Genomic DNA, 23,599 nt, shown 5'->3' with positions numbered 1-23,599 from the left:
TCATTTGATGAAGGGGCGCAGCACGTCGCGGGCAAGCAGGAAGCCGCGCTTGACCTTTTCATCCGTCCCCTCGAAGCGCCGGTCCTCATGCTCGATGATGACCGGCCCGTCATAACCGGCCCGGTAGAGGCCCGAAAAAATCCTGCTCCAGTCGATATCCCCAAGCCCCGGCATGCGCGGCACCTGCCAGCCTATGCCAGCCGAAAGGATTCCGCGCTCGTACAAACCATCATGATCAATCATCAGGTCCTTGGCATGCACATGCAGCATGTTCTTGCCGAACTCGCGGATGAAGCGCTCCTTGTCGATCATCTGCCAGACGAGGTGCGAGGGGTCGAAATTCATGCCGACGTCGCCGCCCCAGGCCTCGAGGATGCGGCGCCAGACATAGGGCGAGTAGGCAATGTTGTGCCCGCCCGGCCATTCGTCATAGCTGAAGATCATCGGGCAGTTCTCGAAGGCGAGCTTCACGCCATGCTCGCGCGCATGGGCGATGATCGCCGGCCAGACTTTTTGGGCGTCTTCCCAGTTGGCGTCGATAGTCTTCGAGGCGTCGCCGCCGCAGAAGGTGTTGACGAGCGGCACACCCATGTGGCTCGCCAGCACGATCACCTTCTTCAGGTGGTCGATCACCGCTTGGCGATGCGCTTGATCGGGATGCAATGGATTGGGGTAGAAGCCGAGGCCGGAGATGGTCATGCCCCGGCCGGCGAGCTCGGCGGCGATGTCCTTGGCCTGTGCCGCCGAGATGTCGACGTCGATATGGCTGGTGCCGGCATAGCGGCGGCTGGCTCCGGACGTCTTCGGCCAGCAGGCGATTTCCAGTGCCTCGAAACCGACAGAGCGCGCCCAGTCGACGACCTCGCCGAGCGGCGTATCCGGAAACGGTGCTGTCAGCAGTCCAAGCTTCATGTTCCCTCCCAATTCCCAACTATGCAGATCGAGCCGGCTGCTTCAACCGCGCATCGGTTGGCCCAGCGCAGACTTGTCTGACAAAGCCCATCGGATCGCCCCAAAGCAGGCCGTCGAGCCCAGCGACGACATGGGCCCGGAATGTCGCGTTGGCGGCCAGGGACGGGTCGAAAATGGCGTCGATCGCAAGGATCGCATCGACAAGCGCCTTGCTGTCCGAACCGATGCGGTCGGCGATCGCCGCAATCTTGTCGGCAAAGGGGTCGGACACCTGCCAGGCGCGGCCGAAACGCGCGGATGCCTTGATGAGATAGGCCATCCAGCCGGCGACGGGGACTGAGAGCAGCGTAATGCTCTCGCCCTTCGCCAGGCGGTCGCGGATCGGGTTGAGCAGGCGCTGCACGATCTTCTGCGAGCCGTCGGTGGCGATCTGGTGGTTGCGATGGCGGATCGCCGTGTTGGTGAGGCGCGACAGGCTTTGCTCGATATAAGCAGCAGGCGCAATGCCGGACACCGGCATCAGCGTCGGCAGGGTTTCCTCGGTCAGCATGCGGCGGACGAAACGGGCCAGACGCGGGTCGGCGATCGTCTCGAACGTGTGCTCGAAGCCGCCCAAAACGCCGAGATAGCTGAGCGTCGTCTGGGCACCGTTCAGCACCCGCATCTTGAGATGCTCGAAGGGCGTGACATCGTCGACGAAGGTCGCGCCGACGCGGTCCCAGCGCGGCACACGGCCGGCGAAGCGGTCCTCGATCACCCATTGGCGGAAGCGCTCGCCCACCACCACGGCGCCGTCGCGGTAGCCGAAGCGTTGCTCGACCGTATCGATATCGGCCTCGGTCGTCGCCGGTGCGATGCGGTCGACCATGGCCGAGGGAAAAGCGACATTGGCCTCGATCCAGTCCGCCAGCCTCCGGCCGCGCCGCTCGGCGAATGTGCGCACGACGTTGCCGAGGATGATGCCGTTGGTCGGGATGTTGTCGCAGGACAGAAGCGTCACCGGCCGGCGATGCGTGGCCATGCGCAGCTCCAGCGCCCTTGCCAGGATGCCGGGCACACTGCGCGGCGTTTCGGGATTGGCGAGATCGTGGACGATATCGGGATGGTCGAGGTCGAGCGCGCCATTCGACGGGATGTGGCAATAGCCCTTCTCGGTCACCGTCATGGTGACCATCTCGATGTCGGACGAGGCGAGCACCTCCAGCGCCGGCGCCGCATTGTCCTGGCTGTCGACGACGCGCGCGATGCTGCCGATGATGCGCGCCTCGACCTCGTCGTCCTGACGAATGAGCCGCGTGTAGAGGCCGTCCTGTTTGCCGAGCGTGTCGTCAAGCAAAGGCGGCCTTATGTTGATGCCTACCAATCCCCAGCGGCCGAAATCCTTGGCCAGGAGGTCGTCGGTGTATTCGGCCTGATGGCAGCGGTGGAAAGCGCCGACGCCGATATGAGCCATGCCCGGCTTCAGCGCGGCGCGATCGTAAGCCGGCCTGCGGACCTCCGACGGCAAGCGTTCCAGCAGGGCTGGGCTGAAGTTCTCGGCGCTCACCGGTTGGCTCCGATCACCCATTGCTCCTGGTCGATCAGCGCGCCGGTCATCGGGCCGGCCGCGTCGGAAAGCAGGAAGACGGCAAGATTGGCTATGTCGTTCACGGAGAACAGCCGGCCGAAGGGCTGTGTCGCGTTTGCGGAGTCGAGCCAGCCCGGACCCTGGCCGAGAGTCTCAGCCTGCATGACGCGTTCGGCCGGCGTGTCGGTCCAGCCGACATTGATGCCGTTGACGCGGATGCGGTCGAAGCGGTGGGCATTGGCGGCGTTCTTGGTCAGCGTCGCCAGCGCGCCCTTGGTGGCGGAATAGACGGCCAGCTCCGGCGAGCCGCAATGTGCGTTGATCGACAGGATGTTGACGATCGAGCCGCCCTGGCCGCGCTTCTTCATGTCGGCGATCGCCGCCTGCATCAGGAAGAAGGGCGCGCGGGCATTGACGGCAAACAGCGACGACCAATCGTCGAGCGTGGCATCGACGAAGGAAGCGCGATCGGTCAGGCCGGCGGCGTTGACCAGGCCGTCGATGCGGCCGAAGTGGGAAATGCAAAATTCCACCAGCCGCGCCGGCGCAGCGGGGTCGGCGAGATCGGCCGGAACAATGACTGTCGGGGTGCCCATCCGCGAAATAGCCGCCGCAGCCTCTGCGCCGCGCAACTTGTCACGACCGGTAATGACGAGACCTTCAGCGCCGGAGCGCGCAAGCGTCTCCGCGATCGCCCGGCCGATGCCTTGCGTCGCGCCGGTGACCAGCATCACCTTGCCGTCAAGACGAACCTCCATTCCTCCTCCCGGAACAAAGTTTCCATTTTTTCAAATATGGAATGATAGTTCTCTTTAGTCAATCGTCCCGGTCAGCCTGTCCGCCGCTCGACCACGCCGTGGACCAAAGCCATGCCGACCGCCAGCGAAGCGGCAAGCGACCGGAAGCCGGCGAAATCCTGCTCGACCACTTCCAGCCAGGTGTCTGAGAGCTTCACCAGCGGTGAGAAGGTGCTGTCGGTGATGGTGACAATGCGTGCCTTGCGCTCATGCGCGACGGCGACGAGGTCAGGCGTGATCGAATTGTAAGGGCTGAAGGAGATGGCAAGCACCGCGTCGCGCGGCGTGATGCAGCCGACCTGGTCGAGTGCCGTCGAGCCGACATTGTCGACCAGCACGTTGCGCACGCCCTGCTGCGAGAGCGTCAGCGACAGATAGGTGGTGACGGGAAAGGCGCGCTTGCTGCCGATCACATAGATCAGCTCCGCCGCCGCCAGATGATCGATCATCGTCTCGAAACTGTCGATGTCGAACCCATTGCCGATGCGGCCGAGCGAGGCTTGGCACGCACCGACCATGCCGCCGAGGAAATGCAGGTTCGCATTCGGCTCCGGGGCTTTCTCCTGGTTGCCTTGCGTGTCCGGCCAGGAGCCCTTCATGCGGTCCTTGAACAGGAGCTGGAAATCGGAAAAACCGGAATAGCCGAAGATCTGCGCGAAGCGTACCAGGGTCGAGGGCTGCACGCCGGCCTGGTCCGCCACCTGCGCGATCGTGCCAAGCGCCACTTCGCTCGGATGCTGCCAGAGGAAGATCGCCACCTGGCGGAGCCGTTTCGGGAAATGCACGGTGCCCGACGAAAGCACCGCCCGCAGCTCTTCATAGGTTTGCGGCTTGGTGTAGCCAAGTGCTGCCAGCGATCGGCTCCGTTTTCTCGCCGCCGTCTCCAGGCTGTGTGCAGACGGCTCGTCGGCCGCCTTGCCGCGGCCGCTCATAGGGTATGCCTCATTGTGACCCCAACCATCGGATGCGTCATCCGATCCCTGCCCTTCGGATGCGGTCCATCATCTGGACCGAGGGTAAAAAGCTAACGCGGCACAATCGTTTTACAAAACAAAAAATAGAAATATCATTCGAAAATAACAGTGCCAGTCACGACATCCGCACCGACCGGCATATCGAACCTCAGGGAGAATAATCGCAATCATGGTCTACGCAACCGCTGATGGTACGTCGCGCCAACGTCTTCGGGTCGGCATGGTCGGCGGCGGCCGCAATGCCTTCATCGGCGCCGTGCACCGGCTGGCGATGCGGCTCGACGACCAGATCGCGCTGGTCGCCGGCGCGCTGTCGTCGGATCCGGACAATGCCGCGGCCTCCGCCGCGGAGATCGGCATCGCGCCCGAGCGCAGCTATGCCGACTACCGCGCCATGGCGAAGGCCGAGGCGGCACGGCCGGACGGCATCGAGGCGGTGGTCATCGTCACGCCCAACCATCTGCACGCGCCGGTCGCCACCGCCTTCCTCGAAGCCGGCATCGACGTGATCTGCGACAAGCCGCTGTCGACGACGCTTGAGGAGGCTGAGGCGCTGGTGGCGCTGACGCGAGCGAGACAGCGCCGTTTCGTTGTCACGCTCAACAACACCGGCTACGCCATGGTGCGCCAGGCGCGCGAAATGGTGGCGGCGGGCGAGCTTGGCCGCATCGTGTCGGTGCACGGCGCCTATATCCAGGACTGGCTGACCAAGCCGATCGATGCCGAAGGCCAGAAACAGGCCGAGTGGCGCACCGATCCGGCGCGCGCCGGCCAGTCGGCGGTGCTCGCCGATATCGGCGTGCATGCCTTCAACCTGGCAAGCTTCGTCTCCGGTTTCGAAGCCGAGGCGGTTTCCGCGGACCTGTTCACCGCGGTGCCGGGGCGGCGGCTCGACGACAACGCGCATGTGCTGCTGCGCTGGAGTGGCGGAGCGCGGGGCACGATCCTCGCCAGCCAGACCTCGCCCGGCCACTACAACGACCTTTCGGTGCGCATCTACGGCGAGAAGGCCGGGCTCGAATGGTCCGGGTCACGGCCGGAGGAATTGCGCTTCTCGCCCTATGGCGAGGAGACGCGCACGCTGGTGCGCGGCGGCCACGGCTCGACGGCGGAAGCACGGCGCGTCTCGCGCATGCCGGCCGCGCATCCGGAAGGCTATATTGAGGCCTTCGCCAACTTTTATCGCGACGCCGCCGACATTATTCGCGCGCATCGCTCGGGCGGAACGGTTGATGCCGCGCGCGTGGCGCAGGTGCCCGACGTGGTCGACGGCGCGCGCGGCGCGAAATTCGTCGCGGCGGCGGTGGAGTCGAACGCGGCGGGTGGGGCGTGGACTCCCGCCCGGTTTCCCTGAGGCACGCGACGCCTTGCCGCGAAGGATACCCGCCCGAGATCAAGATTCAACTTGCGACGCGCAACCGACGAGACCGAACGAAGCTTTTCAGCCCTTCGGGATCCATCGCGTGCCCGAATGCGTAGCCTTGCAATATGTCACAGCCTAGCCCCTTGAGCAAACGTGCGTGCTTCATCGTTTCCACGCCTTCGGCAATGATCTCGATACCCAAGGATTTGCCGATTTCGATGATCGAGGAGACGACTTGCCTTTGCTGGGGCGAGTTTACGATAGGGTCCACCAGCTGGCGATCGATCTTAAGGCGGCGCGGCTGCAATTTGAGCAGACTGACAATGGACGCATAGCCGGTGCCAAAATCATCGATCTCGATGTCGATGCCGAGTTGCTTGATCTGCTCGACATTCCACGTGACCAGATCGTCATTGTCGTCGAGGAAGATCGACTCGACGAGCTCAAAGGAAAAAGTTCCCTTCCTGATGTTGAGGGCCCGCAGACTCTTCAGGAGCTCCTCGTCCTGCAGGCGCCGCGCCGAAACGTTGACCGACACGCGCGGAATGCCGATTTTCTCGCCGGACCACGCTTCGAAATCCAATAGCGATTGCTGGAGGACTTTCCTGTCTATCACCGAGACGACATTCAGTTCTTCGGCAATCTTCAGGAAAACGTCAGGTGCCAGAATTCCCCGCTCTGGATGTTTCCACCGCGCAAGCGCTTCAACTCCAACGATCTCCAGCGTCTTCGCGTCAAATTGAGGCTGGTAGTATGCGACGAATTCGTTTCGCTCGAGACCGGCCAGAATCTCGTCGGCTATTCTCTTTGCGTTGACGATTTCGCTTTGCAGTTCGCCGCTGAAAAATTCATGTCGGTTGCGGCCGCGCCGCTTGGCCCGGTAGAGGGCGATGTCGGCGTTGACCAGCAACTGCTTGGCATCGGCGTCTTTGCCATTGTCGATGGCAATTCCGACGCTGACGCCAAAACGACATTGGTTGCCGTGGTAGTAAACGGGCTTGCGCATCTCATCGATAATGCGGTCGGCGAGCTCGGCCGCCTGGCCGACATCGTCACGCACCGTGCAGAGCACGATGAATTCGTCCCCTCCAATTCGGGCGACGAACCCGCGATCGCCGACATTGGACTGCAGAACGGATGACGCATGCACCAGCATTGCATCGCCCGCCGCGTGCCCCAGCGTATCGTTGATGTGCTTGAAACGGTCCAGATCGACGTGAAGCAGCGCTGCATAGCCGCCATTCAGCCTGGCTTTTGCCGTATAATCCTCCAGCACCTGGTCCAGGTAACGCCGATTGGGCAAATCCGTCAGCGAATCGTGCAAGGCGACGTGTTCTATGCGCGCCTTGGCAGATTCAAGTTCCGTATTTTTTGATTCAGTCAGCTGTTTTGCGCGAACCAGATCGGTGTTCAGCAAAACGTCTGCCGTCACGTCCCACTCCGCGCCGACCATTCGCGGCGAATTGTTTGCAGCCTGGTAGAAGATCGCCCTGGAGCGGACGTGACGAATTTCGCCGTCGGGACGAACAATCCGGTATTCCGACGAATAGGTGCTCCGCCCGGCCGCGGCCTTGTCGAAATCTGCAAGCGCACCGGGCAGATCGGCAGGATGAATGGCTCCGGCCCAGTCCGGATATCCACGGGCCCCGCCATCAGCCTCTCTACCGTATATTTCGTTGACGCGATCGTCCCACGCAAGGTGGTTGGTTTCGAGGTCGTGCTCCCACACTCCGATTGCCGACGCCTCCAGAGCCAGTTCCAGCCGTCGCGACAGCCGGTTCAGTTCCCAGTAGTTACGCTGTCTTTCATTGATCAGGCGGCCGGCCACCAGGAAAGGAATCAAAATCAGCGCCGCTGCCGCCGCCATGATCGCCCGGAGTCGCCAGGCGTTGGTGGGGACGGAGGGCCAACCGCCCTTGGGAATCGCAGCGATCTGCCAGGAGCCCGATGGAAAAAGAACGTCGGCCATCACCGGATCGCTTTTGACGACCCGTTCGTCACCGAAGAACTGCACTCCCTTCGCGCCAAGGGAGTCTTTGCCGATGAGGGCGATGTCAATCCCAAGATCCTTGTCGAGAAGACCGCTCGCCTGGTAGAGGCGCTGCACGTCGACGACAGCGGAAACGATGCCCCAGAACCGTTCGGTGTTGCCCGCGCTTTTCACGAATACCGGAAATCGCCCGATGAAGGCCTGTCCTCCTTGGGCCAATTCGACAGGGCCGGCAAGAACAAGCCTGCGCTCGTCGCGCGCACGCAGTGCCGCCGCACGTTGCTGGTCGTTCTTGCGATAATCGAGGCCGATGGCCTTCTCGTTGCCGGCCATCGGGTACATCAAGGAAATGACCAGGTCGGGCGCGCCGGCAATATTGCGAAGCTGGGACTCTTCATTGAACAGTCTGCTCGCAAGCTCAGCGAAACGTTGTTGTCCCATGTAGGGTTCGGTCGAGACTGCCGCGACCAGTCCTCGCGCCAGCTGGAGGTTGCCGTTAATCTTCCCTTCGAGCTTGGCGCGAACGACATTAACCTTGGCCAGGACGTCCGCGCGGGTGACCTGATCCGAAACGAGCTTGTTTTGATGGTCAACGAGCACCGCGCAAAGGGCAATAACCGCAACCGCGATCGCCGCCGGAATCCTCGCCGGTGAAAAGACGCCCCCCTTCACGCGGGCGAACATATCGGCGAAAAAAGCCAATAAAGCGAGGTTCCCTTTGCTTGTCAGGCTCTCTAAGCGAGCCTCGTCAAGGGAATATTAGTTCGCAATAACTTAATTTTGGCCTTCACGGTCTCTGAAAATTTTCCACCTTCGGACACCGTCTCCCGGAGAACGCGCCACCATTAGTGCGTTTCACCGTTTCACGGAAACGGCGAAAACGCACTATCTTCTTGTTTTTGTGCAATTCCGGACGGAAAACCGATCACACTTTTCCTGGAATTGCTCTAGTGGCTGTCGACCTTCTTTTGGACGATCCGGTACGTCCCGACGCCGCGCTTGGTTGCTCCAATCGAATAAGCCATCGGAATCTTGGGAGCGTTTTCAGGCAAGCCGTACATATCCTTGCCGGCCCTTACCGCGAATGAAAAGTGCTTCCAGGAAACCGTGTCGTGCTCGTTGAGAAAATCGAGCGTCAGCCCCGCTGCGATCAGGGCGTTTACCACGTCGCTGATTGGATGGATCCACTCATAGTAGCGAGGGTGCTTCAAGGCGCGCTCATCGCCGGTATAGGTCAGCTTCTCGTTCCAGACCAGCGGCCGTGCTACAGGCGTTCGCCAATCGTCCTTCAACTCGAGCGCAGCAGCCTTGCGATTGCACTGGAACATCAAGGGGTGGCCCTCGGCCATATAGAGCCGGCCGCCGGGCCGTAGAAGACCGGCGACCACCCGGCCCCAACGGAAGACATCGTCGAGCCAGTTCACCGACCCCCAGGTGACGTAGACGATGTCATAGGTCCGGTCGAGCGCTTCGACGGCCTCGTACAGCGGCGCTTCCACGAAGCGGACGTCGCTGCCCGCCTTGGAGGCGAAATCTCGCGCCGCCGCGATGGCCCGTGGTGAAAAGTCCAGGCCTGTCACGCTGCCCGCGCCGAGATTTTTCAGGCTGATCGTGTCGAGCCCGATGTGACATTGCAGATGGACGATGTCCTTGCCGAAAATGTCGCCAACCTCGCGCGTTTCCAATTCATAGAGGTTGGATCCACCAGCCAGTACATTCTCGATGCGATAGCTGCCGGTTCGGTCGGTCGCGTGCAACTCGGCGCGATCGTCCCAATTCAGGAGATTCGCATCCAGAAACGGTTCCAAATTGCCCCCGATCTCAGCCGCCGCAAGGTTAACAGCTGGTTAATAGACATTGCAGCGAGAGGGCGTGAGCGTCAATCCCGGATCGCAGCTGGCGCGGTGCCAGGCAGTCGGCGACATGCTTGGAGTTGCGCATCGTGGGAATGCCGCGCAGGCTAACCCTCGCGCGCACCGTTCTGGTGGAGAAGTCGACGCGGCCCTCGCGGCGCAGGTGCCGGACGTGGTCGACGGCGCGCGCGGCGTGAAGCTTGTCGCCGCGGCGGTGGAGTCGAGCGGGGCGGGCGGTGCGTGGACGCTGGCGCGGTTCGCCGCTTAGCTCGCGGAGCTATAGCAACCGCAGCCGCCGGTCGATGAGCCGGAACAAACGCTCATCGTCGACCTCGGTGATGACGTGAATCGGTGAGCCGTTGCCGTTTTCGACAGCGCACGTGCGGCCGTATGCGCCCGACTGATCCAGGTCGACGTCGATGACGGCATCGACGCCCTCGAACAGAGTCGGATCGATGAGGAAAGCGGTCACGCAGGGGTCGTGCAGGCTGGCGTCGCCGCTGCCGTAATAGCGCATCATGGCGATGGCTGTTTTCATAAGCGGGCTGGCGTCACGTTCAAGCTCTTCGAAGCGCGCCTTGGTCAGCGTCGCGTGGCGCGTCACGTCGAGGCCGAACATGGTCATCGGAATGCCGGACGACAGCACCACCTGCGCCGCATGCGGATCGATCCAGATGTTGAATTCGGCATCGGTGGCGGTGTTGCCCGGGCTAAAGGCGGCGCCGCCCATGAACACGATTTGCTTGATCTTGGCAGCGATGGAGGGTTCCTTGATCAGCGCCAGCGCGATGTTGGTCATCGGGCCGATCGGGCAGAGCGTGATCTCGCCCGGCTCGCGTAAGATCGTGTCGATGATGAAGTCGACGGCGTGCTGGCCCTGGATCGGATGCGTGGCATCGGGCACGCCGAGATCGCCAAGCCCGTCAGTGCCGTGCACCGAGGCGCCGCGTTGCACGCGCGGCAGGACGATCGGCCGGCTGCAGCCGGCATAGACCGGAACGTCCTGCCGGTTGGCCATGGCGGTAACGCGCAAGGCGTTGCGGGTCGTCAGCGGCAGCGAGACGTTACCGATGACTGTCGTGATGCCGACGAGTTCGATCTCGTCGGGGGATGCGAAGGCCAGAAGCAGTGCAATGGCGTCGTCCACGCCGGGGTCGCAATCGATGATGATTTTGCTCTTGGCCATGTGTGACAAGTCCATTCTGTTTGTGCAGTAACAAGGGCCATCCGGTCGGGATGGCCCTCGTCGTGAAGGGCGCCGCGGCGCTTACTTCAGCAGTTCGTTGGTGTAGTATTTCGAGGCGGGAAGGACTTCCTTGATCTGGTCGGTGTCCTTCAGCGCCTGGGCGATCGGCAGCCAGTTCTTGTCTTCCTGCATCATGTAGCCGGTGTCGCCCTTCATCAGCGCGGCGGTCAGCTTCCAGCCGGAGACGTTGTAGGCGAGGCTGCCGCCTTCCGGATAAGCCTTGGTGAACATCTCGGCCGCTTCTTCCGGATGCTCAGCGGTCCATTCGGTCGCCTTGATGGTGGCGCGCATCCACTTCTTGGCGACATCGCCATGCTCGGCCAGATAGGCGGTGGAGGCGGTGTAGGTCCAGACTGGCACGTCGGGCGCACCAGCGGCCTTGCCGACGAGGCTGGTCGGGTCCTTCTTCAAGGTTTCCTGCACCTGCGGCACCAGATAGTTCTCGGTGTTGGTGGCGATGTCGATCTTGCCGGCGAGCAGAAGGTTGGTGTCGGAATCCTGCGCTATGATCAGCTTGACGTCGTCCTCGGTCAGCTTGGCCGCCTTGAGCACGAAGGGCATCATCGCCTTGGTCCAGGAGTCGGTGTAGATGGCGATCGACTTGCCTTTGAGGTTGTCGAGCGAGAGCGGCTCGCCGGGGCGGCCGAACAGCCCCCAATTGTTGCTCTTGGTGTAGAGGCCGATCGAGGTGATCGGGATGCCTTGCGCGGCGCCGAAGACGACGTCGGTGGTGGCCTCGAAGCCGATCTCGGCCTGGCCGACGGCAAGCAGTCGCGCGGTGGTCTGCGAGTCCGGCGGGAAGATCACATCGACCTTGATGCCCTCGGCTTCATAGAAGCCCTTCTGTTGGCCGACGAGCGTCGGGATCAGCTCGAAGTCGGCGCTGGGCCAGTCATAGACGAAACGGACCGTCGTGAGATCGGCGGCGGCAGCGGGCGTCGTACCGAATGCGGCGCTGAGCGCCAGCAGGCCCGCGCCGGCAAGCAGCATCCTGGAAAAGGTCGTGTGCATTCAAATTCCTCCTGATTTGTTTTGGGTTTGTCGAAGACTGGTGCCAGGCTCACCTGGCGGTGCTCCCCCGAGGGGGCTTCCATTGCGCCCATGCGGGAGCCGTGGAACGCGAGCGCCATGGCGTCATCAGCACTTCCAGGCCGAACACGAGCAGGAAGGAGCCGACACCGATGATGGTCAGCAGAAGCATGGCGGCGTAGACACCGGCCGTGTTCATCTGCGCGTTGGCGGTAAGCAGATAGGTGCCGAGACCCTGCTTGGACGAGGCGGTCCATTCGCCGATGACGGCGCCTGTCACCGCGTAAGTCGCGCCGATCTTCAGCCCCGAAAACAGCGGGCCGATGCAGGCAGGCAGCTTCACGATGGCAAAGGTGCGCAGGCCGCTGCCGCCCATCAGGCGAGCAAGGTTCAGCATGTCGCGGTCGACCGAAGCCAGCCCGTCGAGCACGTTGACGACCACGGGGAAGAAGACGATCCAGGCGACGATGATCAGTTTTGGGGTGATGCCGAAGCCGAAGATGATGACCAGGGGAGCGGCGATGGCGACGATCGGGACGGCCTGCGAAATGATCAGCGCCGGCATCACCAGCCGCTGCACCACGCGGATCTGGCCCATCGCCAGGGCAAGCAGGAAGCCGATGAGGGCGCCGAGCAGGTATCCGATCGCGGTTTCATGCAGGGTCTGGCCGGTCAGCACCGAAAGCCTGGGCCAATTGTCGAAAAGCGTCGAGAACGCCAGAGTCGGCGGCGGGATGACATAGGGCGGAAGCCCGGTCACCCAGACCAGCGCCTGCCAGGTGGCCAGGATCAGCACCATGGCCACGACCCAGATCATGAACGGCCCCGCGGCCGCTCCAAACCGTGTGTTCATTGCGGTGACCTTCCTGCGATCAGTGGTAGAGGTGCTGCATGATCTGCCGCTTCAGGCCGACGAAGGTGTCGGTCGTCAGCACTTCGAGCGGCCGTGGCCTCGGAAGGTCCACGGTGAGTATCTCGGCGATGCGGCCCGGGCGAGGGGTCATGACCACGATGCGGTCGGCGAGATAGATCGCCTCATCCACGTCGTGTGTGACGAACAGGATGGTGCGGTTGAGGTCGCGCCAGAGCTGCAGCAGCCATTGCTGCATACCGAGCCGCGTCTGCGCGTCGAGCGCCCCGAACGGCTCGTCGAGCAGCATCATCTCACGGCCGGCGGCGATGGTGCGCATCATGGCGACGCGCTGGCGCATCCCGCCCGAGAGCGCATGCGGATAGTGGTTGAGGAAATCGCCGAGGCCGTAGCGGCGGGCGAGGTCCGCTGCCTCGGCCTTGTCCCGCGCAGTGGCGCCGCGCGTCAGCGAGGCGCCGAGCGTGATGTTGCCGAGCACGGTGCGCCAGGGCAGCATCAGATCCTTCTGCAGCATGTAGCCGACCTGGCCGGGCCGATCGCTGACATCCTGCCCATCCAGCACGATCTTTCCGGATGTCGCCGTGAGCAGCCCGGAAACGACGTTGAACAATGTGCTCTTGCCGCAGCCGGACGCGCCGAGGATGCAGACAAATTCGCCTTCGGCTACGTCGAGGCTGACATCGTTCAGCGCGATCGCCGAGCCGAATTTGACCCCGAGATTCTTGATGGACAGTTTGATCGAAGGCGATGCCTGACGCCTGGCGGCAGCCCCTTCACCAACGATTCCTGGCACACTCGTTTGTCCCATTCAGAGTTCCTTTTTGATGCAGGCGAGTCCGTCTCGAAAAATGGCATGAGTTCACCGTCACGAACCCGAGAGATCCCGAGGACGTCGATGGCAACCAGACAGAGCCGCTGATCTGCAAAAATAGCGGATAGCTCACGCAGGTAAACGTTTACCTATCCATCTAATGAAGGGTTGTCAATTCCACGGCCAATGCTGTCGATCACGCGTCCCCGTTTCTCGAAATCGAGATATGTGTTAAGTGCGGCCGATGATGCGACGGCGGCTGGAGACGGGCTGTCGCCGGTCGAGGCGGCGAGGGAATGTGGCAACGACGATCAAGGATATCGCCAGGCAGGCCGGCGTATCGGCTGCCACGGTTTCAAAGGTTCTCAATCGGAAAGATCAGTTCATAAGCGAGGAGACCCGGGAAAAGATCTGGTCGCTCGTCAAGGAACTCGACTACACGCCCAACTCCATCGCGCGCTCGCTGATCACGCGCAGCTCGCGCGTCATCGGCATCATCGTGCCGGACATCCTCAACGCCTATTTCACGGAACTGGTCCGCGCCTGCGATCAGGCCGCCCGCGAACGCGGCTATTCGACGATCCTGTGCAATTCCGACAGCGACCCCGCGAAGGAGACGTCGCATCTGACCTTCCTCGCCAGTCACGGCGTCGACGGCATCGTGCTTGCCGCGAGCGATCTCATTCCGGATGCACGGCTTCTGGAAAAGCTGAGGATCCCCTTGGTATCGATGGACCGCGAAGTGCCTGACCTCGATTGCCTCGCCGCGCGCATCGATACGGACTACGAGACAGGAGCCTATCTGTCGGCCAGCCATCTGATCCGCAACGGACATCGGCGCATCGCCTTTGTCAGCGGCAACCCTTTGGCCTCGAACACCAGGATCAGGCGGGCTGGTTTTGAGAGAGCCCATTGCGAAGCAGGCCTCCCGGTCGATCCCGATCTCATCGAGTGCGGCGCGTTCAATCACCGCTTCGGGCTGATGGCGACGCGCACGCTGCTCGACCGCACGCGCTTCACCGCCATGTGCTGCATGAGCGACATGCTGGCGATGGGGGCGATGGTGGGGCTGCGCGAACACGGCCTGAGCGTTCCTGACGACTGCGCGGTGATGGGCTTCGACAACATATACATAGCCCCGCTTCTCGTGCGGCCGCTTTCGACGATCGAGCGGCGCATTTCGGAAGCCGGCTCTCTGGCCATCGGCGCGATGATCGATTTTCTCGACGACCCCGAGCGTCCACGCCGGACTGTCCTGATGGAGCCGACCGTGATCCTGCGAGAGACCACGTGACTGGCTTGTGACTTAGCCCTTGATCGCAGAGCCCACGATCGAATCGACGAAGAAACGCTGCAGGAAGACGAAGAGCAACAGTGGCGGCAGCACGGCGAGTGTGGCGCCGGCCATGACCAGGCCCGTGTTGAGCGCGCCTCTGTTGTAGCTGAGCAGCCGGCTCAGGCTGATGACGATCGGATAGGCGTCGGCATTGCCCTGCAGCACGGTGAGCGGCCACAGATAGCTGTTCCAGTGATAGACGAAGGCGAACAGCGCCAGCGCCGCGATGGCCGGCGCGACGCTCGGCGCCACGATCTTGTAGAGGATAAGCAGCTCGGAGGCGCCGTCCATTCGGGCGGCGTCGATCAAATCGTCCGGCACGCCGGCGATGAACTGACGCATCAGGAATATGCCGAAAGCGTTGGCGAGGTTGGGCACGATGATGCCGGCGAGACTGGCGCTCAGCCCTATCGAGCCGACCATGCGGTAGAGCGGGATCAGCGTCACGATCGGCGGCAGGAACATGGTGGCGATCAGCAGCGAGAACAGCAGCGAGCGGCCAGGGAAGGAATATTTGGCAAAGGCATAGCCGGCCATCATGCTGGTGACCAGGATGCCGGCCGTGGTGATCGAGGCGATGACAAAGGAATTCCACATCGAGCGTCCAAGACTGATGACGCCGGCGACCTTGCCATAGGCCTCAAGGGTCGGCGTGTGCGGGATCCAGACCGGCGGCACCTGCATGGTCTCGGCCGGCGTCTTCAGGCTGGACAGCACCATCCAGGCGAGCGGGAAGGCGGAGGCGACGGCCACCAGAAGCATTGCGGTCGCAAGCAGCGCCTTGCGACCCGACGGGCGCTTGCGGGCAAGCGATCGGGCAGCCGCGTTCATTCGCTGTCCTTGCGGTTGCCGAAGGCAAACAGCGCCGAAACGCAGACGATCAGCGAGACCATCAGCATCACCGCCATCGCCGAGCCCAACCCGCCCTGCGCGCGTTCGATGCCGACGCGGCGGATATGGTAGGTGAGCACATTGGTCGAGCCGACCGGGCCGCCTTGTGTGATCAGCGCGACCGGCTCGAACACCTGCACCGCGTTGATGATGGCGATGACGGCGCTGAACAGCAGCGTGCGGCGAAGCAAAGGCAGGGTGATGAAGCGGAACTGCTCCCGGCCGTTGGCGCCGTCGAGCGTGGCGGCTTCATAGAGGCTGCCGGGGATCTGCGTCAACCCGGCGATGGCGAGCACCGTGAAATAACCGACCTGCTGCCAGACATTGAGAAGCACGATCGAGATCAATGCCGAACGCGGCGAGGAGAGCCAGGGCTGCGGGCCGATGCCGACCAGGCCGAGCAACTGGTTGAGCGGGCCCTCGCTCGGCGAATAGAGCTTCGACCAGACCAGCGCCACCGCGATCATCGGCACCATGTAGGTGGAAAACAGCACCGTTCGCAGCGCCGTGCCGCCGGCGACATCGCGCTGATAGACCAGCAGGCCGAAGACGACCGACAGCGGCAGGATGAGGACGACGGACAGGGCGGTGTAGATCGTGGTGTTGAGCAGCGCCGTCTTGAAGTCGCGGCCGACCGAGGTGGGGCCGAAGATCTCCTGGAAATTGCCGAGACCGACGAAGCTCGCCTCGGAAAAAGGCGTCTGCGTCGACCAGTCCTGGAAGGACAGCCATACGGTCAGCAGCATGGGCAACAGCACGAACACGCCGATCAATGTCACGGCGGGCGCAAGCATGACGCCCGCCGAGGCACGAAAAGCTTTGGCCATTCACCTGCTTCCGGTCAGGGACCCGAACTTACTTGGCAGCGCGCTCCAGGATCGACGTGGCGTCGGCCTGAGCGTTCGCCTGCGCATCCTTGGCCGAGACCTGGCCATACTGCAACGCCTCGAGCGTCTGCTGCAGGGATTCCGAGAATTCCTGGCCGCCGAGCACGACCGGGAAGGGGCGCGCATCGGCAAGCACGGAGACATAGCCGGACAGGAATTCGGAGCCGAGCTTGTCCTTGTGCGCCTCGATGTCGGAGCTGCGTGACGGCAGGATGCCCATAGACATCAAAATGTCGGACATGGCCGAGGCGCCGTTCTTGCCCGACTTCGGGCTGTTCAGCCAGGCGAGAAACTCCCAGGCCGCCTTCTGCTCGGCCGCTCCGGCCTTGGCGTTGACGACGGTCATCCAGGAGTAGGAGATCGAATGCGGCTTGTCGCCGCTCGGACCGACCGGGATCGGCGCTGTGGCGACTTGTGAGAACTTGTCGCCCATGCCGGTCTTGAGCGCGCTCTCCCACCAGTTCGCCATGATGATCATGCCGGTCTTGCCGGAGACGAAATTGTCGAGGAACGGACCGGTGGTGTTGGCGTCTGCCGTCGCCATCGCCGGATTGCTCGCGCCGGACTTTATCAAGTCTTCGTAGAGCGCGAAGGTCTCGCCGGCCTGGGAACTGTCCAGCGCCGGCTTGCCGTCCTTGACCAGGTTGCCACCATTGGAGACGAGCAGCGAGGCGAAGGGATGGACTACGCCCGCCGCCCAGGAGTTGATCATGCCGAAGCCCTGCTGGCCCTTGTCCTTGTTGGTCAGCTTCGCGGCGGCATCCTTGAATTCGGCCCATGTTTTCGGAGGCGCGGCGATGCCCGCTTCCTTGAACAGTTCCTTGTTGTAATTCAGCGCGTAGACGTCGATCTCGTTCGGGATGCCGTAGAGCGTGCCGCCGACCGAGGCAGCGCTGACGACGCCCGCCGGCCAGGCGCTCTTCACCTCGCTGGCAACCGCGTCGGGGGCAGGCGCGACGAGCTTGTCCCTGGCCAGTTCCGGCAGCCACAGATCGTAGATGCCACCGATCGTCGGGCCGTCCGAGCTGCCGCCCTGCGAGCGCAGCGTGGTCAAAAGATCACCGAACGGAACCGCGCGCACGGTGACGGCGACATCGGGATGCTCCTTGGAAAAATCCTTGGCCGCCGCCTCAAGCAGCGCCACCGTCTCCGGCGACCAATGCGTGAGGTAGGAGATGTTCACCGATTGCGCCCAGCCGGTCGCGGGCAGCGCAGCGAGCCCCGCGGCGAGAGCGAGCTTCGAGATCCAGGCAAGCGACATCGGCGTCCTCCACTTAAGCCGTGACAAGAGTGAATGACGTTATGACAAGTTCAGGCAAAGGCGCAAGCCCCTTGCGTGCGCACGCTCGGATCACGTTTGTGGTCCAAAAAATCCCGATGGCATCGTTCTCATTAAATACTGTATATAAATCAGCATATTATGATCTTATTTCCCGTCTGGTCCCCGATTGACCAGCGGTCGTTAACGCCCTTATGGCACTTGCAGGTGGCATAATGTCGTTATAATGACTTTGAGAAAATTCAGACAATCGCCTTCGGGCTGCTGCCGTGCGGACCTCAAAACCGAAACAATGGGAGAACTGGTAATGAGCATGCTTTCCATACACCGGCGCGCCGCGCTCGGCCTGATCGGCGGCCTCGCCGCCGCCGGCGCGGCGATCTTTACGACGCTGCCGGCTCGCGCCGACTCGACGGTGACGCTGTGGAGCTGGCGCACCGAGGACGAAGCCGCGATGCACCGCATCTTCGAGGCCTTCGAGAAGAAGAATCCCGACATCAAGGTCGAGATCCAGTTCACGCCAGACGCCGACTACCAGAACCGCCTGAGCACGGCGCTGCGCGGCGGCCGCGGACCCGATATCGCGCAGCTCAAGGCCTATGGCGAACTGCAGCCCTTCGTCGAAGGCGGCTATCTCGACGCGCTCGACGACAGCGTGGCGGAACTGAAGAACATGCCGGACGCAGCGCTTGGCGGGGCGCGCGGCCGCACGGACGGCAAGCTCTACGGCGTGCCCTATTCGGTGCCGATGATGGGGGTGTTCTACAATGAGGAGATTTTTGCGGCGCAAGGCATCGAGATCCCCAAGACCTACAAGGACTTCGTCGCCGCCTGCGAGAAGCTCAAGGCGGCGGGCATCACGCCGATCGCCAATGGCGGCGCCAACGGCTCGGCCTGGGAGCTGGAGATCGGCGTCGGCGTCATCGGGCCGACGCTCTACGGCCCGGGCTTCTATGACGAGATGATGAGCGGCAAGGCGACCTTCGAGGATCCGCGCTACATTGCGGCGCTGAAGCGCTTCGCCGAGCTGAAGCCCTATTATTCCGACGGCTTTGCCGGCATCGACTACACCACCGCGACGCAGCAGTTCATCGGCGGCAAGGCGGCGATGTTCTTCGGTGGCTCGTTCGAGAACGGCAGCTTCAAGTCGCAGAACCCGAAGCTGAAATTCTCGATCTTTCCGTTCCCGGCCGACGACGCCTCGACCAAGCTCTATACCTCGGCTTTCTCCGACGGCTCCTATGGTCTCGTCTCGGAGAGCCAGAACAAGGAGGCGGCGACCAAGGTGCTGAACTACATGGCCTCGGCGGAGTTCGCGCAGGCCTTCGCCGACGAGCTCGGCTGGCCGCCGGCGCGCACCGACGTCACGGTCAAGGACCCGGTGCTTTCCAAGATGATGGAGATGGCGAAGAACTCGACGCCCTATCTGACGCTGGTCGGTTTCCGCTGGCAGACGCCGACCGCGTCGTCGGTGCTGCAGTCCGGGATCATCGACATGGTCGAAGGCAATGTCGCGCCGGAGAAGCTCGCGGCCGACATGCAGGCCGCCGTCGCCACCTGGTTCAAGCCGAAGCAGTAGGGCATTGCGCCGGCCGTCAGAGGGCCGGCATCTCTGTCCCACAGAAACGCAGCGCATGATCAAGCTCCGCCGCACGACCAGCCTTCAGCGCACGCAGCAGCGCATGGCGGTGCTGTTCATTCTGCCGGCCCTGGCCGTCTACGGGCTGTTCGTGCTCTATCCGCTCTTGTTGTCGCTGTGGGGCAGCTTCTTTATCTGGAAGGGGCTGCGCATGCAGGAGTTCGCTGGGCTGGCGAACTTCTCGCGCCTGTTCGTGTTCCCGAGCGGCGCGCGGCTCTACGGCGCGCTCTGGCACAACATCGCGTGGTTCTTCGGCATCATGGTGCTGCAGAACGGGCTTGGCCTGCTGTTCGCCTGGCTGCTTTTCCTGCGCGGCAGGGGCGCTGCCTTCTTCCAGTCGGTGTTCTTCTTTCCCGCCGTGCTCAGCCCCGTCATCGTCGGCGCGCTGTGGCGGCTGCTGCTGGCGCCCGGCGGCATCGTCGAATGGGCGCTGAACGGGCTTGGCCTGCATCAGGGCAGCCTGACCGTGCTCGGGAACAGCCATACCGCGCTCGGCATGCTGATCGCGGTCGACGCCTGGAACTGGATGGGCCTGCCGGTGCTGATCTATACGGCGGGCCTGCGGCAGATCTCGCCGCAGGTGTTCGAAGCGGCGAAGCTCGACGGCGCCGGCAATGCGCGCATGCTCTATGCGATAGCGCTGCCATTGCTGATGCCGGCGCTCGGCACGCTGACGACGCTCTCCTTCATCAACACCTTCAACCAGTTCGACATCGTCTATGTGATGCAGGGCGTGCAGGGCAATCCGAGCTACGCGACCGACACGCTGGTGACTTATTTCTACCGTCTGGCCTTCGGCGCGGAAGGCGCGGTCGGCATCACCGATATCGGCCTGGCGCTGGCGCTCGGCACAATGTTGTTCCTGATCCTCAGCATCGGCACGCTGCTGATGCTGCGCTTCTTCGACAAGCGGACGGTCGAGCTATGAGCGCCGCGTCACTCCAGCAAGGAATAGCCATCCCGCAGAAACTGGCGCGGCTGCCGGGCTGGATCATATTGCTGATCTGGACGGCGGCGGTGCTGCTGCCGCTCTACATCCTCGTCGTCTCCTGCTTCAAGACGACGGCCGAGATCTACGACAACCGGCTCGGCCTGCCGCAGAGCTTTGCCTTCGACAATTTCGTGCGCGCCTGGACGCGCGCCGATCTCGGCCACAATTTCATCAACAGCCTGATCGTCACCGGCGGCGCGGTGGTCCTCACCATCGTCGTCTCGGCGATGGCGGCCTATCCGCTCAGCCGCTACAAGCTCGGCTGGAACGGCATCATGCTCGGCCTGTTCCTGTCCGGCATCATGCTGCCGATCAGGCTGGCCTCGGTCGAGCTGTTCACGCTGATGCGCAACCTCGGCCTGCTCGATTCGCTCACCGGGCTGATCCTCGTCTATTCGGCGATCCGCATTCCGTTCGCCGTCTTCATCTTTGCCAATTTCATGCGCGTGCTGCCGTCCGAGCTCGACGAGGCGGCGCGCATGGACGGGGCAGGCGAGACCCGCATCCTGTTCCAGATCGTGCTGCCGATGGTGAAGCCGGCGGTGTCGATCGTCGCCATCTTCACGGCAATCGCGGTGTGGAACGACTTCTTCTTCCCACTGATCTTCATCTTCGACGACCGCTACAAGACGGTGCCGCTGGCGATCAGCGTGTTCGTCGGGCAGTTCCGCACCGATTGGGGCCTGGTGTTCGCGTCGCTGGCGATCTCCATGGCGCCGATCCTGATCATGTATTGTTTGCTGGCGCGCCAGATTCGCGAGGGCGTCGGCGCCGGGGGAGGCATGAAATGATCGAGGACAAGGTCTATGCCGCTCGCTCGATCCTGGTCGTCGGGGCGCATGCCTTCGACGCCGAGGTCATCGCCGGGCCGCTGGCGGCAGCCGCTGCCAAGAATGGAGCCCAGGTCACCTTCCTGCATCTGTCGATGGGCGAGCAGGGCCATCCCTGCCTGATCCCGGAGCACTATTCGGCGCAGAAGGAGGACGAGGCGGCGAAGGCGGCGGCGCGGCTCGGTGTCGGAATGCGCAACATGAAGCTGCGGGACGCCTTCCTGCCCAACGACAACGCGACCGCGCTGCAGGTCTGCGACGTCATCCGTGAAATGCGGCCGGAGGTCGTCATCACCCACTGGCACGGCAGCTGGCACAAGGACCATCGCGCGGCGGCGCAACTTACCCAGACCGGCATATTCTTTTCCGCCCTGCCGACACTGAAGCGCGCCCATCCCGCGCATACGCCGCAGTTGCTCCTCTTCGGCGAGAACTGGGAGGACGACGAGGGTTTTCGGCCCGAGCACCTCGTCGATGTCAGCGCCGGCTTCGACGCCTGGCAGAAAGCCGTGATGGAGTATGAGCTGGCGCGGGGCTTAAGCAGCTTTCCCTATGTCGACTATTACAGCGCGCTCTACCGGCTGCGAGGCTGCCTGCGCGGCACGCGCCATGCGCAGGCCTTCGCGGCGGCCTCGCATTCCTGGAATGCCGGCAGCGGCTTGTTCGCGCCGCCCGCCGACCGGAGCCATGACACATGACGCGGGTCCTCGCCATCGATCTCGGCGGCACCAATCTGCGCGCCGCTGTCCATACCGGCGATATCGCTGGACTGACACAGCTGGTTCGCGAGCCGGCGCCGGGGAACCTCGACGCGTTCGTGGCGCGCGTCCGCGCGCTCGCGGCCGAAGGCGAAGCCGAAGCGGTCGGGCTTGCCGTGCCGGGCCTGGCCGAAGGATCCGTCTGCCGCTGGATCCCGAACCTGCCCTGGCTCCACGGCGTCGACATCGCGGCGCTGTTTCCCAACCTTCGCGTGGCGGTCGGCAATGACGCGCAGATCGCGCTGCTGGCGGAAGCAGCCGAAGGCGCGGCCAAGGACGTCTCCGACGCGATCCTGCTTGCGATCGGCACCGGCATCGGCTCGGCGGTTCTGGCCAATGGCCGCATCGTCGCCGGCGCGCATGGCGGCGCCTGCTCTTTCGGTTGGGCCAGCGCCGACATCAAGGACCATGGCGAGGAGCGCAGCGGTTGGCTGGAACGTGTCGCCTCCGGCCGTGCTCTGGACGCCCTTGCCGGAGAGATAGGACTGGCCGACGGCCGCCAGCTGATCGCAGCCGCCAAGGCGGGCCAGCTTGCCGCGCAGACCCTGCTCGAGGTGCCCGCGCGCCAGCTCGGCACGGCGCTGGCCGGCGCGGTCGGGTTGCTCGATCCGGGCGTCATACTGGTCTCGGGTGGCCTCGCCGATGTGCTGGACGTGATCGCGCCGCCGCTGCTTGCGGCGATGCGGCGGCAACTGCCGCCGCATCTGCGTGGCATCGAACTCAAGCCGGGATTGTTCGGCTCCCGCGCCGGCCTGGTGGGTGCCGCCCTTGCCGGGCAGGCGGGAAGCGGATGGAGGCAGATCCGATGAGCGAAGCGAGCTTTCAGCAGCCGGACCGCAGGCGGCCCGAGCCGCTCTGGTATCAGGTCGAGGAGGCGATCCGCGCCATCGTCAAGAGCGGCGAATGGGCGACCGGCGACCAGATCCCGGCCGAGGACCGGCTCTGCGCGCTGTTCGGCGTCAGCCGCATCACGCTGCGCCATGCGTTGCGCAATCTGGAGGAAAGCGGGCTGCTCAGGCGCGAGCATGGAAGGGGTACGTTCGTGCGCTCGACCACGCTGGTCGCCGGCACGCGCGAGCTCACCTCCTTCACCCAGGAAATGGGCAATATCGGCGTGGTCGCCGGCTCACGCCTGCTCGACTGCAGCCTGACGACGGCCAACGCGGCGGCGGCCGGCGCGCTGGAGATCGAGGAAGGCGACCCGGTGGTGCGGATCAGGCGGCTGCGGCTCGGCAACAACGAGCCGATCGGTATCCAGACGGCGCAGCTTTCGGCCGCGCGCGTGCCGGGCTTCCTCGATGCCGGCCTGCTCAAGGGCTCGCTCTACGAAGCGCTGGAGCGCCAGTACGGCATCGTGCCGGTCGAGGCGCGCGAGAACTACCGCGTCGGCGCCGTCGGCGCGGCGGACGCCGAATTGCTCGACCTGCCCGCGGGCAGTCCCGCCTTCGTCGTCGAGCGCATCACCATCGACGAACGCGGCCCGTTCGAATTCACCGTCTCGGTCATGCGCGGCGATCGCTACGAGATCCGCTCGACGCTGCGCGCCGGCCGCCTCTCAAACACCAGAAGCTGACA

At 63.6% G+C, this 23,599-nt stretch carries 22 protein-coding genes; 9 read left to right on the top strand and 13 right to left on the bottom strand.

The genetic code is table 11. The features are described 5' to 3' along the window. The 4 genes from RFM52_RS27645 to RFM52_RS27630 form a co-directional block, all read right to left on the bottom strand. Complete coding sequence (locus tag RFM52_RS27645) at window positions 1–912, bottom strand: sugar phosphate isomerase/epimerase family protein (protein ID WP_320296824.1); 912 nt, start codon at window positions 910–912, stop codon at window positions 1–3. Window positions 913–931: 19 nt separating this feature from the next. Beyond that, entirely contained in the window at window positions 932–2,458 is a 1,527-nt protein-coding gene (locus RFM52_RS27640; RefSeq protein ID WP_320296823.1) for a mannitol dehydrogenase family protein, read from the bottom strand. After that, a complete protein-coding gene (locus RFM52_RS27635) occupies window positions 2,455–3,237 on the bottom strand; it encodes an SDR family oxidoreductase (RefSeq protein WP_320296822.1) in 783 nt (260 codons plus the stop codon). Before RFM52_RS27635 ends, RFM52_RS27640 begins: the two co-directional genes overlap by 4 nt. A 71-nt stretch (window positions 3,238–3,308) precedes the next feature. Continuing rightward, complete coding sequence (locus RFM52_RS27630) at window positions 3,309–4,208, bottom strand: MurR/RpiR family transcriptional regulator (protein ID WP_320296821.1); 900 nt, start codon at window positions 4,206–4,208, stop codon at window positions 3,309–3,311. Window positions 4,209–4,419: 211 nt separating this feature from the next. On the opposite strand from RFM52_RS27630, the gene RFM52_RS27625 reads away from it, so the two are divergent. Then, entirely contained in the window at window positions 4,420–5,604 is a 1,185-nt protein-coding gene (locus RFM52_RS27625) for a Gfo/Idh/MocA family protein (protein ID WP_320296820.1), read from the top strand. A 46-nt stretch (window positions 5,605–5,650) separates the two neighbouring features. On the opposite strand, the gene RFM52_RS27620 is transcribed toward RFM52_RS27625, so the two are convergent. Together RFM52_RS27620 and RFM52_RS27615 are read right to left on the bottom strand one after the other, a co-directional pair. After that, window positions 5,651–8,287 (bottom strand): bifunctional diguanylate cyclase/phosphodiesterase, encoded by a 2,637-nt coding sequence (locus RFM52_RS27620; RefSeq protein WP_320297021.1) that lies wholly within the window; start codon window positions 8,285–8,287, stop codon window positions 5,651–5,653. A gap of 263 nt (window positions 8,288–8,550) precedes the next feature. After that, the gene (locus tag RFM52_RS27615; RefSeq protein ID WP_320296819.1) at window positions 8,551–9,411 is read right to left on the bottom strand and encodes a class I SAM-dependent methyltransferase; all 861 of its coding nucleotides are present in this window, start codon (window positions 9,409–9,411) and stop codon (window positions 8,551–8,553) included. Between the two features lie 64 nt (window positions 9,412–9,475). On the opposite strand from RFM52_RS27615, the gene RFM52_RS27610 reads away from it, so the two are divergent. After that, on the top strand, window positions 9,476–9,724 hold the full coding sequence (locus RFM52_RS27610; RefSeq protein WP_320296818.1) for a hypothetical protein: 249 nt from the start codon (window positions 9,476–9,478) through the stop codon (window positions 9,722–9,724). A gap of 9 nt (window positions 9,725–9,733) precedes the next feature. Here RFM52_RS27610 and RFM52_RS27605 read toward each other — a convergent pair whose 3' ends face one another. The 4 genes from RFM52_RS27605 to RFM52_RS27590 form a co-directional block, all read right to left on the bottom strand. Then, window positions 9,734–10,642 carry a nucleoside hydrolase gene (locus RFM52_RS27605; protein WP_320296817.1) on the bottom strand — a complete coding sequence of 303 codons (909 nt, stop codon included), beginning with the start codon at window positions 10,640–10,642 and terminating at the stop codon, window positions 9,734–9,736. An 81-nt stretch (window positions 10,643–10,723) separates the two neighbouring features. Beyond that, entirely contained in the window at window positions 10,724–11,713 is a 990-nt protein-coding gene (locus RFM52_RS27600) for an ABC transporter substrate-binding protein (RefSeq protein WP_320296816.1), read from the bottom strand. 49 nt (window positions 11,714–11,762) lie between these two features. After that, window positions 11,763–12,584: an ABC transporter permease gene (locus RFM52_RS27595; protein ID WP_320296815.1), complete on the bottom strand. Its 822-nt coding sequence runs from the start codon at window positions 12,582–12,584 to the stop codon at window positions 11,763–11,765. 19 nt (window positions 12,585–12,603) lie between these two features. Next, window positions 12,604–13,395, bottom strand: coding sequence for an ABC transporter ATP-binding protein (locus RFM52_RS27590; RefSeq protein ID WP_320296814.1), 792 nt, complete (start codon window positions 13,393–13,395; stop codon window positions 12,604–12,606). Window positions 13,396–13,711: 316 nt separating this feature from the next. On the opposite strand from RFM52_RS27590, the gene RFM52_RS27585 reads away from it, so the two are divergent. Continuing rightward, window positions 13,712–14,707, top strand: a complete 996-nt coding sequence (locus tag RFM52_RS27585) for a LacI family DNA-binding transcriptional regulator (RefSeq protein WP_320296813.1) — start codon at window positions 13,712–13,714, stop codon at window positions 14,705–14,707. Window positions 14,708–14,719: 12 nt separating this feature from the next. Here RFM52_RS27585 and RFM52_RS27580 read toward each other — a convergent pair whose 3' ends face one another. The 3 genes from RFM52_RS27580 to RFM52_RS27570 are packed head-to-tail and all read right to left on the bottom strand — an operon-like array spanning window position 14,720 to window position 17,788. After that, entirely contained in the window at window positions 14,720–15,580 is an 861-nt protein-coding gene (locus tag RFM52_RS27580; protein ID WP_320296812.1) for a carbohydrate ABC transporter permease, read from the bottom strand. Further along, window positions 15,577–16,467: a carbohydrate ABC transporter permease gene (locus RFM52_RS27575; protein ID WP_320296811.1), complete on the bottom strand. Its 891-nt coding sequence runs from the start codon at window positions 16,465–16,467 to the stop codon at window positions 15,577–15,579. Before RFM52_RS27575 ends, RFM52_RS27580 begins: the two co-directional genes overlap by 4 nt. 28 nt (window positions 16,468–16,495) lie before the next feature. Next, window positions 16,496–17,788, bottom strand: coding sequence for an ABC transporter substrate-binding protein (locus RFM52_RS27570; RefSeq protein ID WP_320296810.1), 1,293 nt, complete (start codon window positions 17,786–17,788; stop codon window positions 16,496–16,498). A 325-nt stretch (window positions 17,789–18,113) separates the two neighbouring features. Here RFM52_RS27570 and RFM52_RS27565 point away from each other — a divergent pair, with 325 nt between their 5' ends. From RFM52_RS27565 to RFM52_RS27540, 6 genes are read left to right on the top strand one after another with little or no spacing between them, the layout of a single operon-like run. Further along, window positions 18,114–19,385 (top strand): extracellular solute-binding protein, encoded by a 1,272-nt coding sequence (locus RFM52_RS27565; RefSeq protein ID WP_320296809.1) that lies wholly within the window; start codon window positions 18,114–18,116, stop codon window positions 19,383–19,385. Between the two features lie 55 nt (window positions 19,386–19,440). Then, window positions 19,441–20,373, top strand: a complete 933-nt coding sequence (locus RFM52_RS27560; RefSeq protein WP_320296808.1) for a carbohydrate ABC transporter permease — start codon at window positions 19,441–19,443, stop codon at window positions 20,371–20,373. Continuing rightward, on the top strand, window positions 20,370–21,227 hold the full coding sequence (locus tag RFM52_RS27555; protein ID WP_320296807.1) for a carbohydrate ABC transporter permease: 858 nt from the start codon (window positions 20,370–20,372) through the stop codon (window positions 21,225–21,227). The genes RFM52_RS27560 and RFM52_RS27555 overlap by 4 nt, the downstream gene beginning before the upstream one ends. Beyond that, entirely contained in the window at window positions 21,224–21,964 is a 741-nt protein-coding gene (locus RFM52_RS27550; RefSeq protein WP_320296806.1) for a PIG-L deacetylase family protein, read from the top strand. The genes RFM52_RS27555 and RFM52_RS27550 overlap by 4 nt, the downstream gene beginning before the upstream one ends. Next, window positions 21,961–22,833: an ROK family protein gene (locus tag RFM52_RS27545; RefSeq protein ID WP_320296805.1), complete on the top strand. Its 873-nt coding sequence runs from the start codon at window positions 21,961–21,963 to the stop codon at window positions 22,831–22,833. The genes RFM52_RS27550 and RFM52_RS27545 overlap by 4 nt, the downstream gene beginning before the upstream one ends. Further along, window positions 22,830–23,597: a GntR family transcriptional regulator gene (locus RFM52_RS27540; RefSeq protein ID WP_320296804.1), complete on the top strand. Its 768-nt coding sequence runs from the start codon at window positions 22,830–22,832 to the stop codon at window positions 23,595–23,597. The genes RFM52_RS27545 and RFM52_RS27540 overlap by 4 nt, the downstream gene beginning before the upstream one ends. The last annotated feature ends 2 nt before the right edge of the window (window positions 23,598–23,599 follow it).

It is taken from the genome of Mesorhizobium humile, assembly GCF_033977215.1.
Lineage (GTDB): Bacteria > Pseudomonadota > Alphaproteobacteria > Rhizobiales > Rhizobiaceae > Mesorhizobium > Mesorhizobium humile.
This window is presented reverse-complemented; position numbering and strand designations above follow the sequence as displayed.

What these genes read in the sequence shown, in the direction of transcription:
- RFM52_RS27645 (WP_320296824.1), bottom strand. Translation starts at nt 912, where the DNA reads ATGAAGCTTGGACTGCTGACAGCACCGTTTCCGGATACGCCGCTCGGC.
- RFM52_RS27635 (WP_320296822.1), bottom strand. Translation starts at nt 3,237, where the DNA reads ATGGAGGTTCGTCTTGACGGCAAGGTGATGCTGGTCACCGGCGCGACG.
- RFM52_RS27630 (WP_320296821.1), bottom strand. Translation starts at nt 4,208, where the DNA reads ATGAGCGGCCGCGGCAAGGCGGCCGACGAGCCGTCTGCACACAGCCTG.
- RFM52_RS27625 (WP_320296820.1), top strand. Translation starts at nt 4,420, where the DNA reads ATGGTCTACGCAACCGCTGATGGTACGTCGCGCCAACGTCTTCGGGTC.
- RFM52_RS27620 (WP_320297021.1), bottom strand. Translation starts at nt 8,287, where the DNA reads ATGTTCGCCCGCGTGAAGGGGGGCGTCTTTTCACCGGCGAGGATTCCG.
- RFM52_RS27605 (WP_320296817.1), bottom strand. Translation starts at nt 10,642, where the DNA reads ATGGCCAAGAGCAAAATCATCATCGATTGCGACCCCGGCGTGGACGAC.
- RFM52_RS27600 (WP_320296816.1), bottom strand. Translation starts at nt 11,713, where the DNA reads ATGCACACGACCTTTTCCAGGATGCTGCTTGCCGGCGCGGGCCTGCTG.
- RFM52_RS27595 (WP_320296815.1), bottom strand. Translation starts at nt 12,584, where the DNA reads ATGAACACACGGTTTGGAGCGGCCGCGGGGCCGTTCATGATCTGGGTC.
- RFM52_RS27580 (WP_320296812.1), bottom strand. Translation starts at nt 15,580, where the DNA reads ATGAACGCGGCTGCCCGATCGCTTGCCCGCAAGCGCCCGTCGGGTCGC.
- RFM52_RS27575 (WP_320296811.1), bottom strand. Translation starts at nt 16,467, where the DNA reads ATGGCCAAAGCTTTTCGTGCCTCGGCGGGCGTCATGCTTGCGCCCGCC.
- RFM52_RS27570 (WP_320296810.1), bottom strand. Translation starts at nt 17,788, where the DNA reads ATGTCGCTTGCCTGGATCTCGAAGCTCGCTCTCGCCGCGGGGCTCGCT.
- RFM52_RS27565 (WP_320296809.1), top strand. Translation starts at nt 18,114, where the DNA reads ATGAGCATGCTTTCCATACACCGGCGCGCCGCGCTCGGCCTGATCGGC.
- RFM52_RS27560 (WP_320296808.1), top strand. Translation starts at nt 19,441, where the DNA reads ATGATCAAGCTCCGCCGCACGACCAGCCTTCAGCGCACGCAGCAGCGC.
- RFM52_RS27555 (WP_320296807.1), top strand. Translation starts at nt 20,370, where the DNA reads ATGAGCGCCGCGTCACTCCAGCAAGGAATAGCCATCCCGCAGAAACTG.
- RFM52_RS27550 (WP_320296806.1), top strand. Translation starts at nt 21,224, where the DNA reads ATGATCGAGGACAAGGTCTATGCCGCTCGCTCGATCCTGGTCGTCGGG.
- RFM52_RS27545 (WP_320296805.1), top strand. Translation starts at nt 21,961, where the DNA reads ATGACGCGGGTCCTCGCCATCGATCTCGGCGGCACCAATCTGCGCGCC.
- RFM52_RS27540 (WP_320296804.1), top strand. Translation starts at nt 22,830, where the DNA reads ATGAGCGAAGCGAGCTTTCAGCAGCCGGACCGCAGGCGGCCCGAGCCG.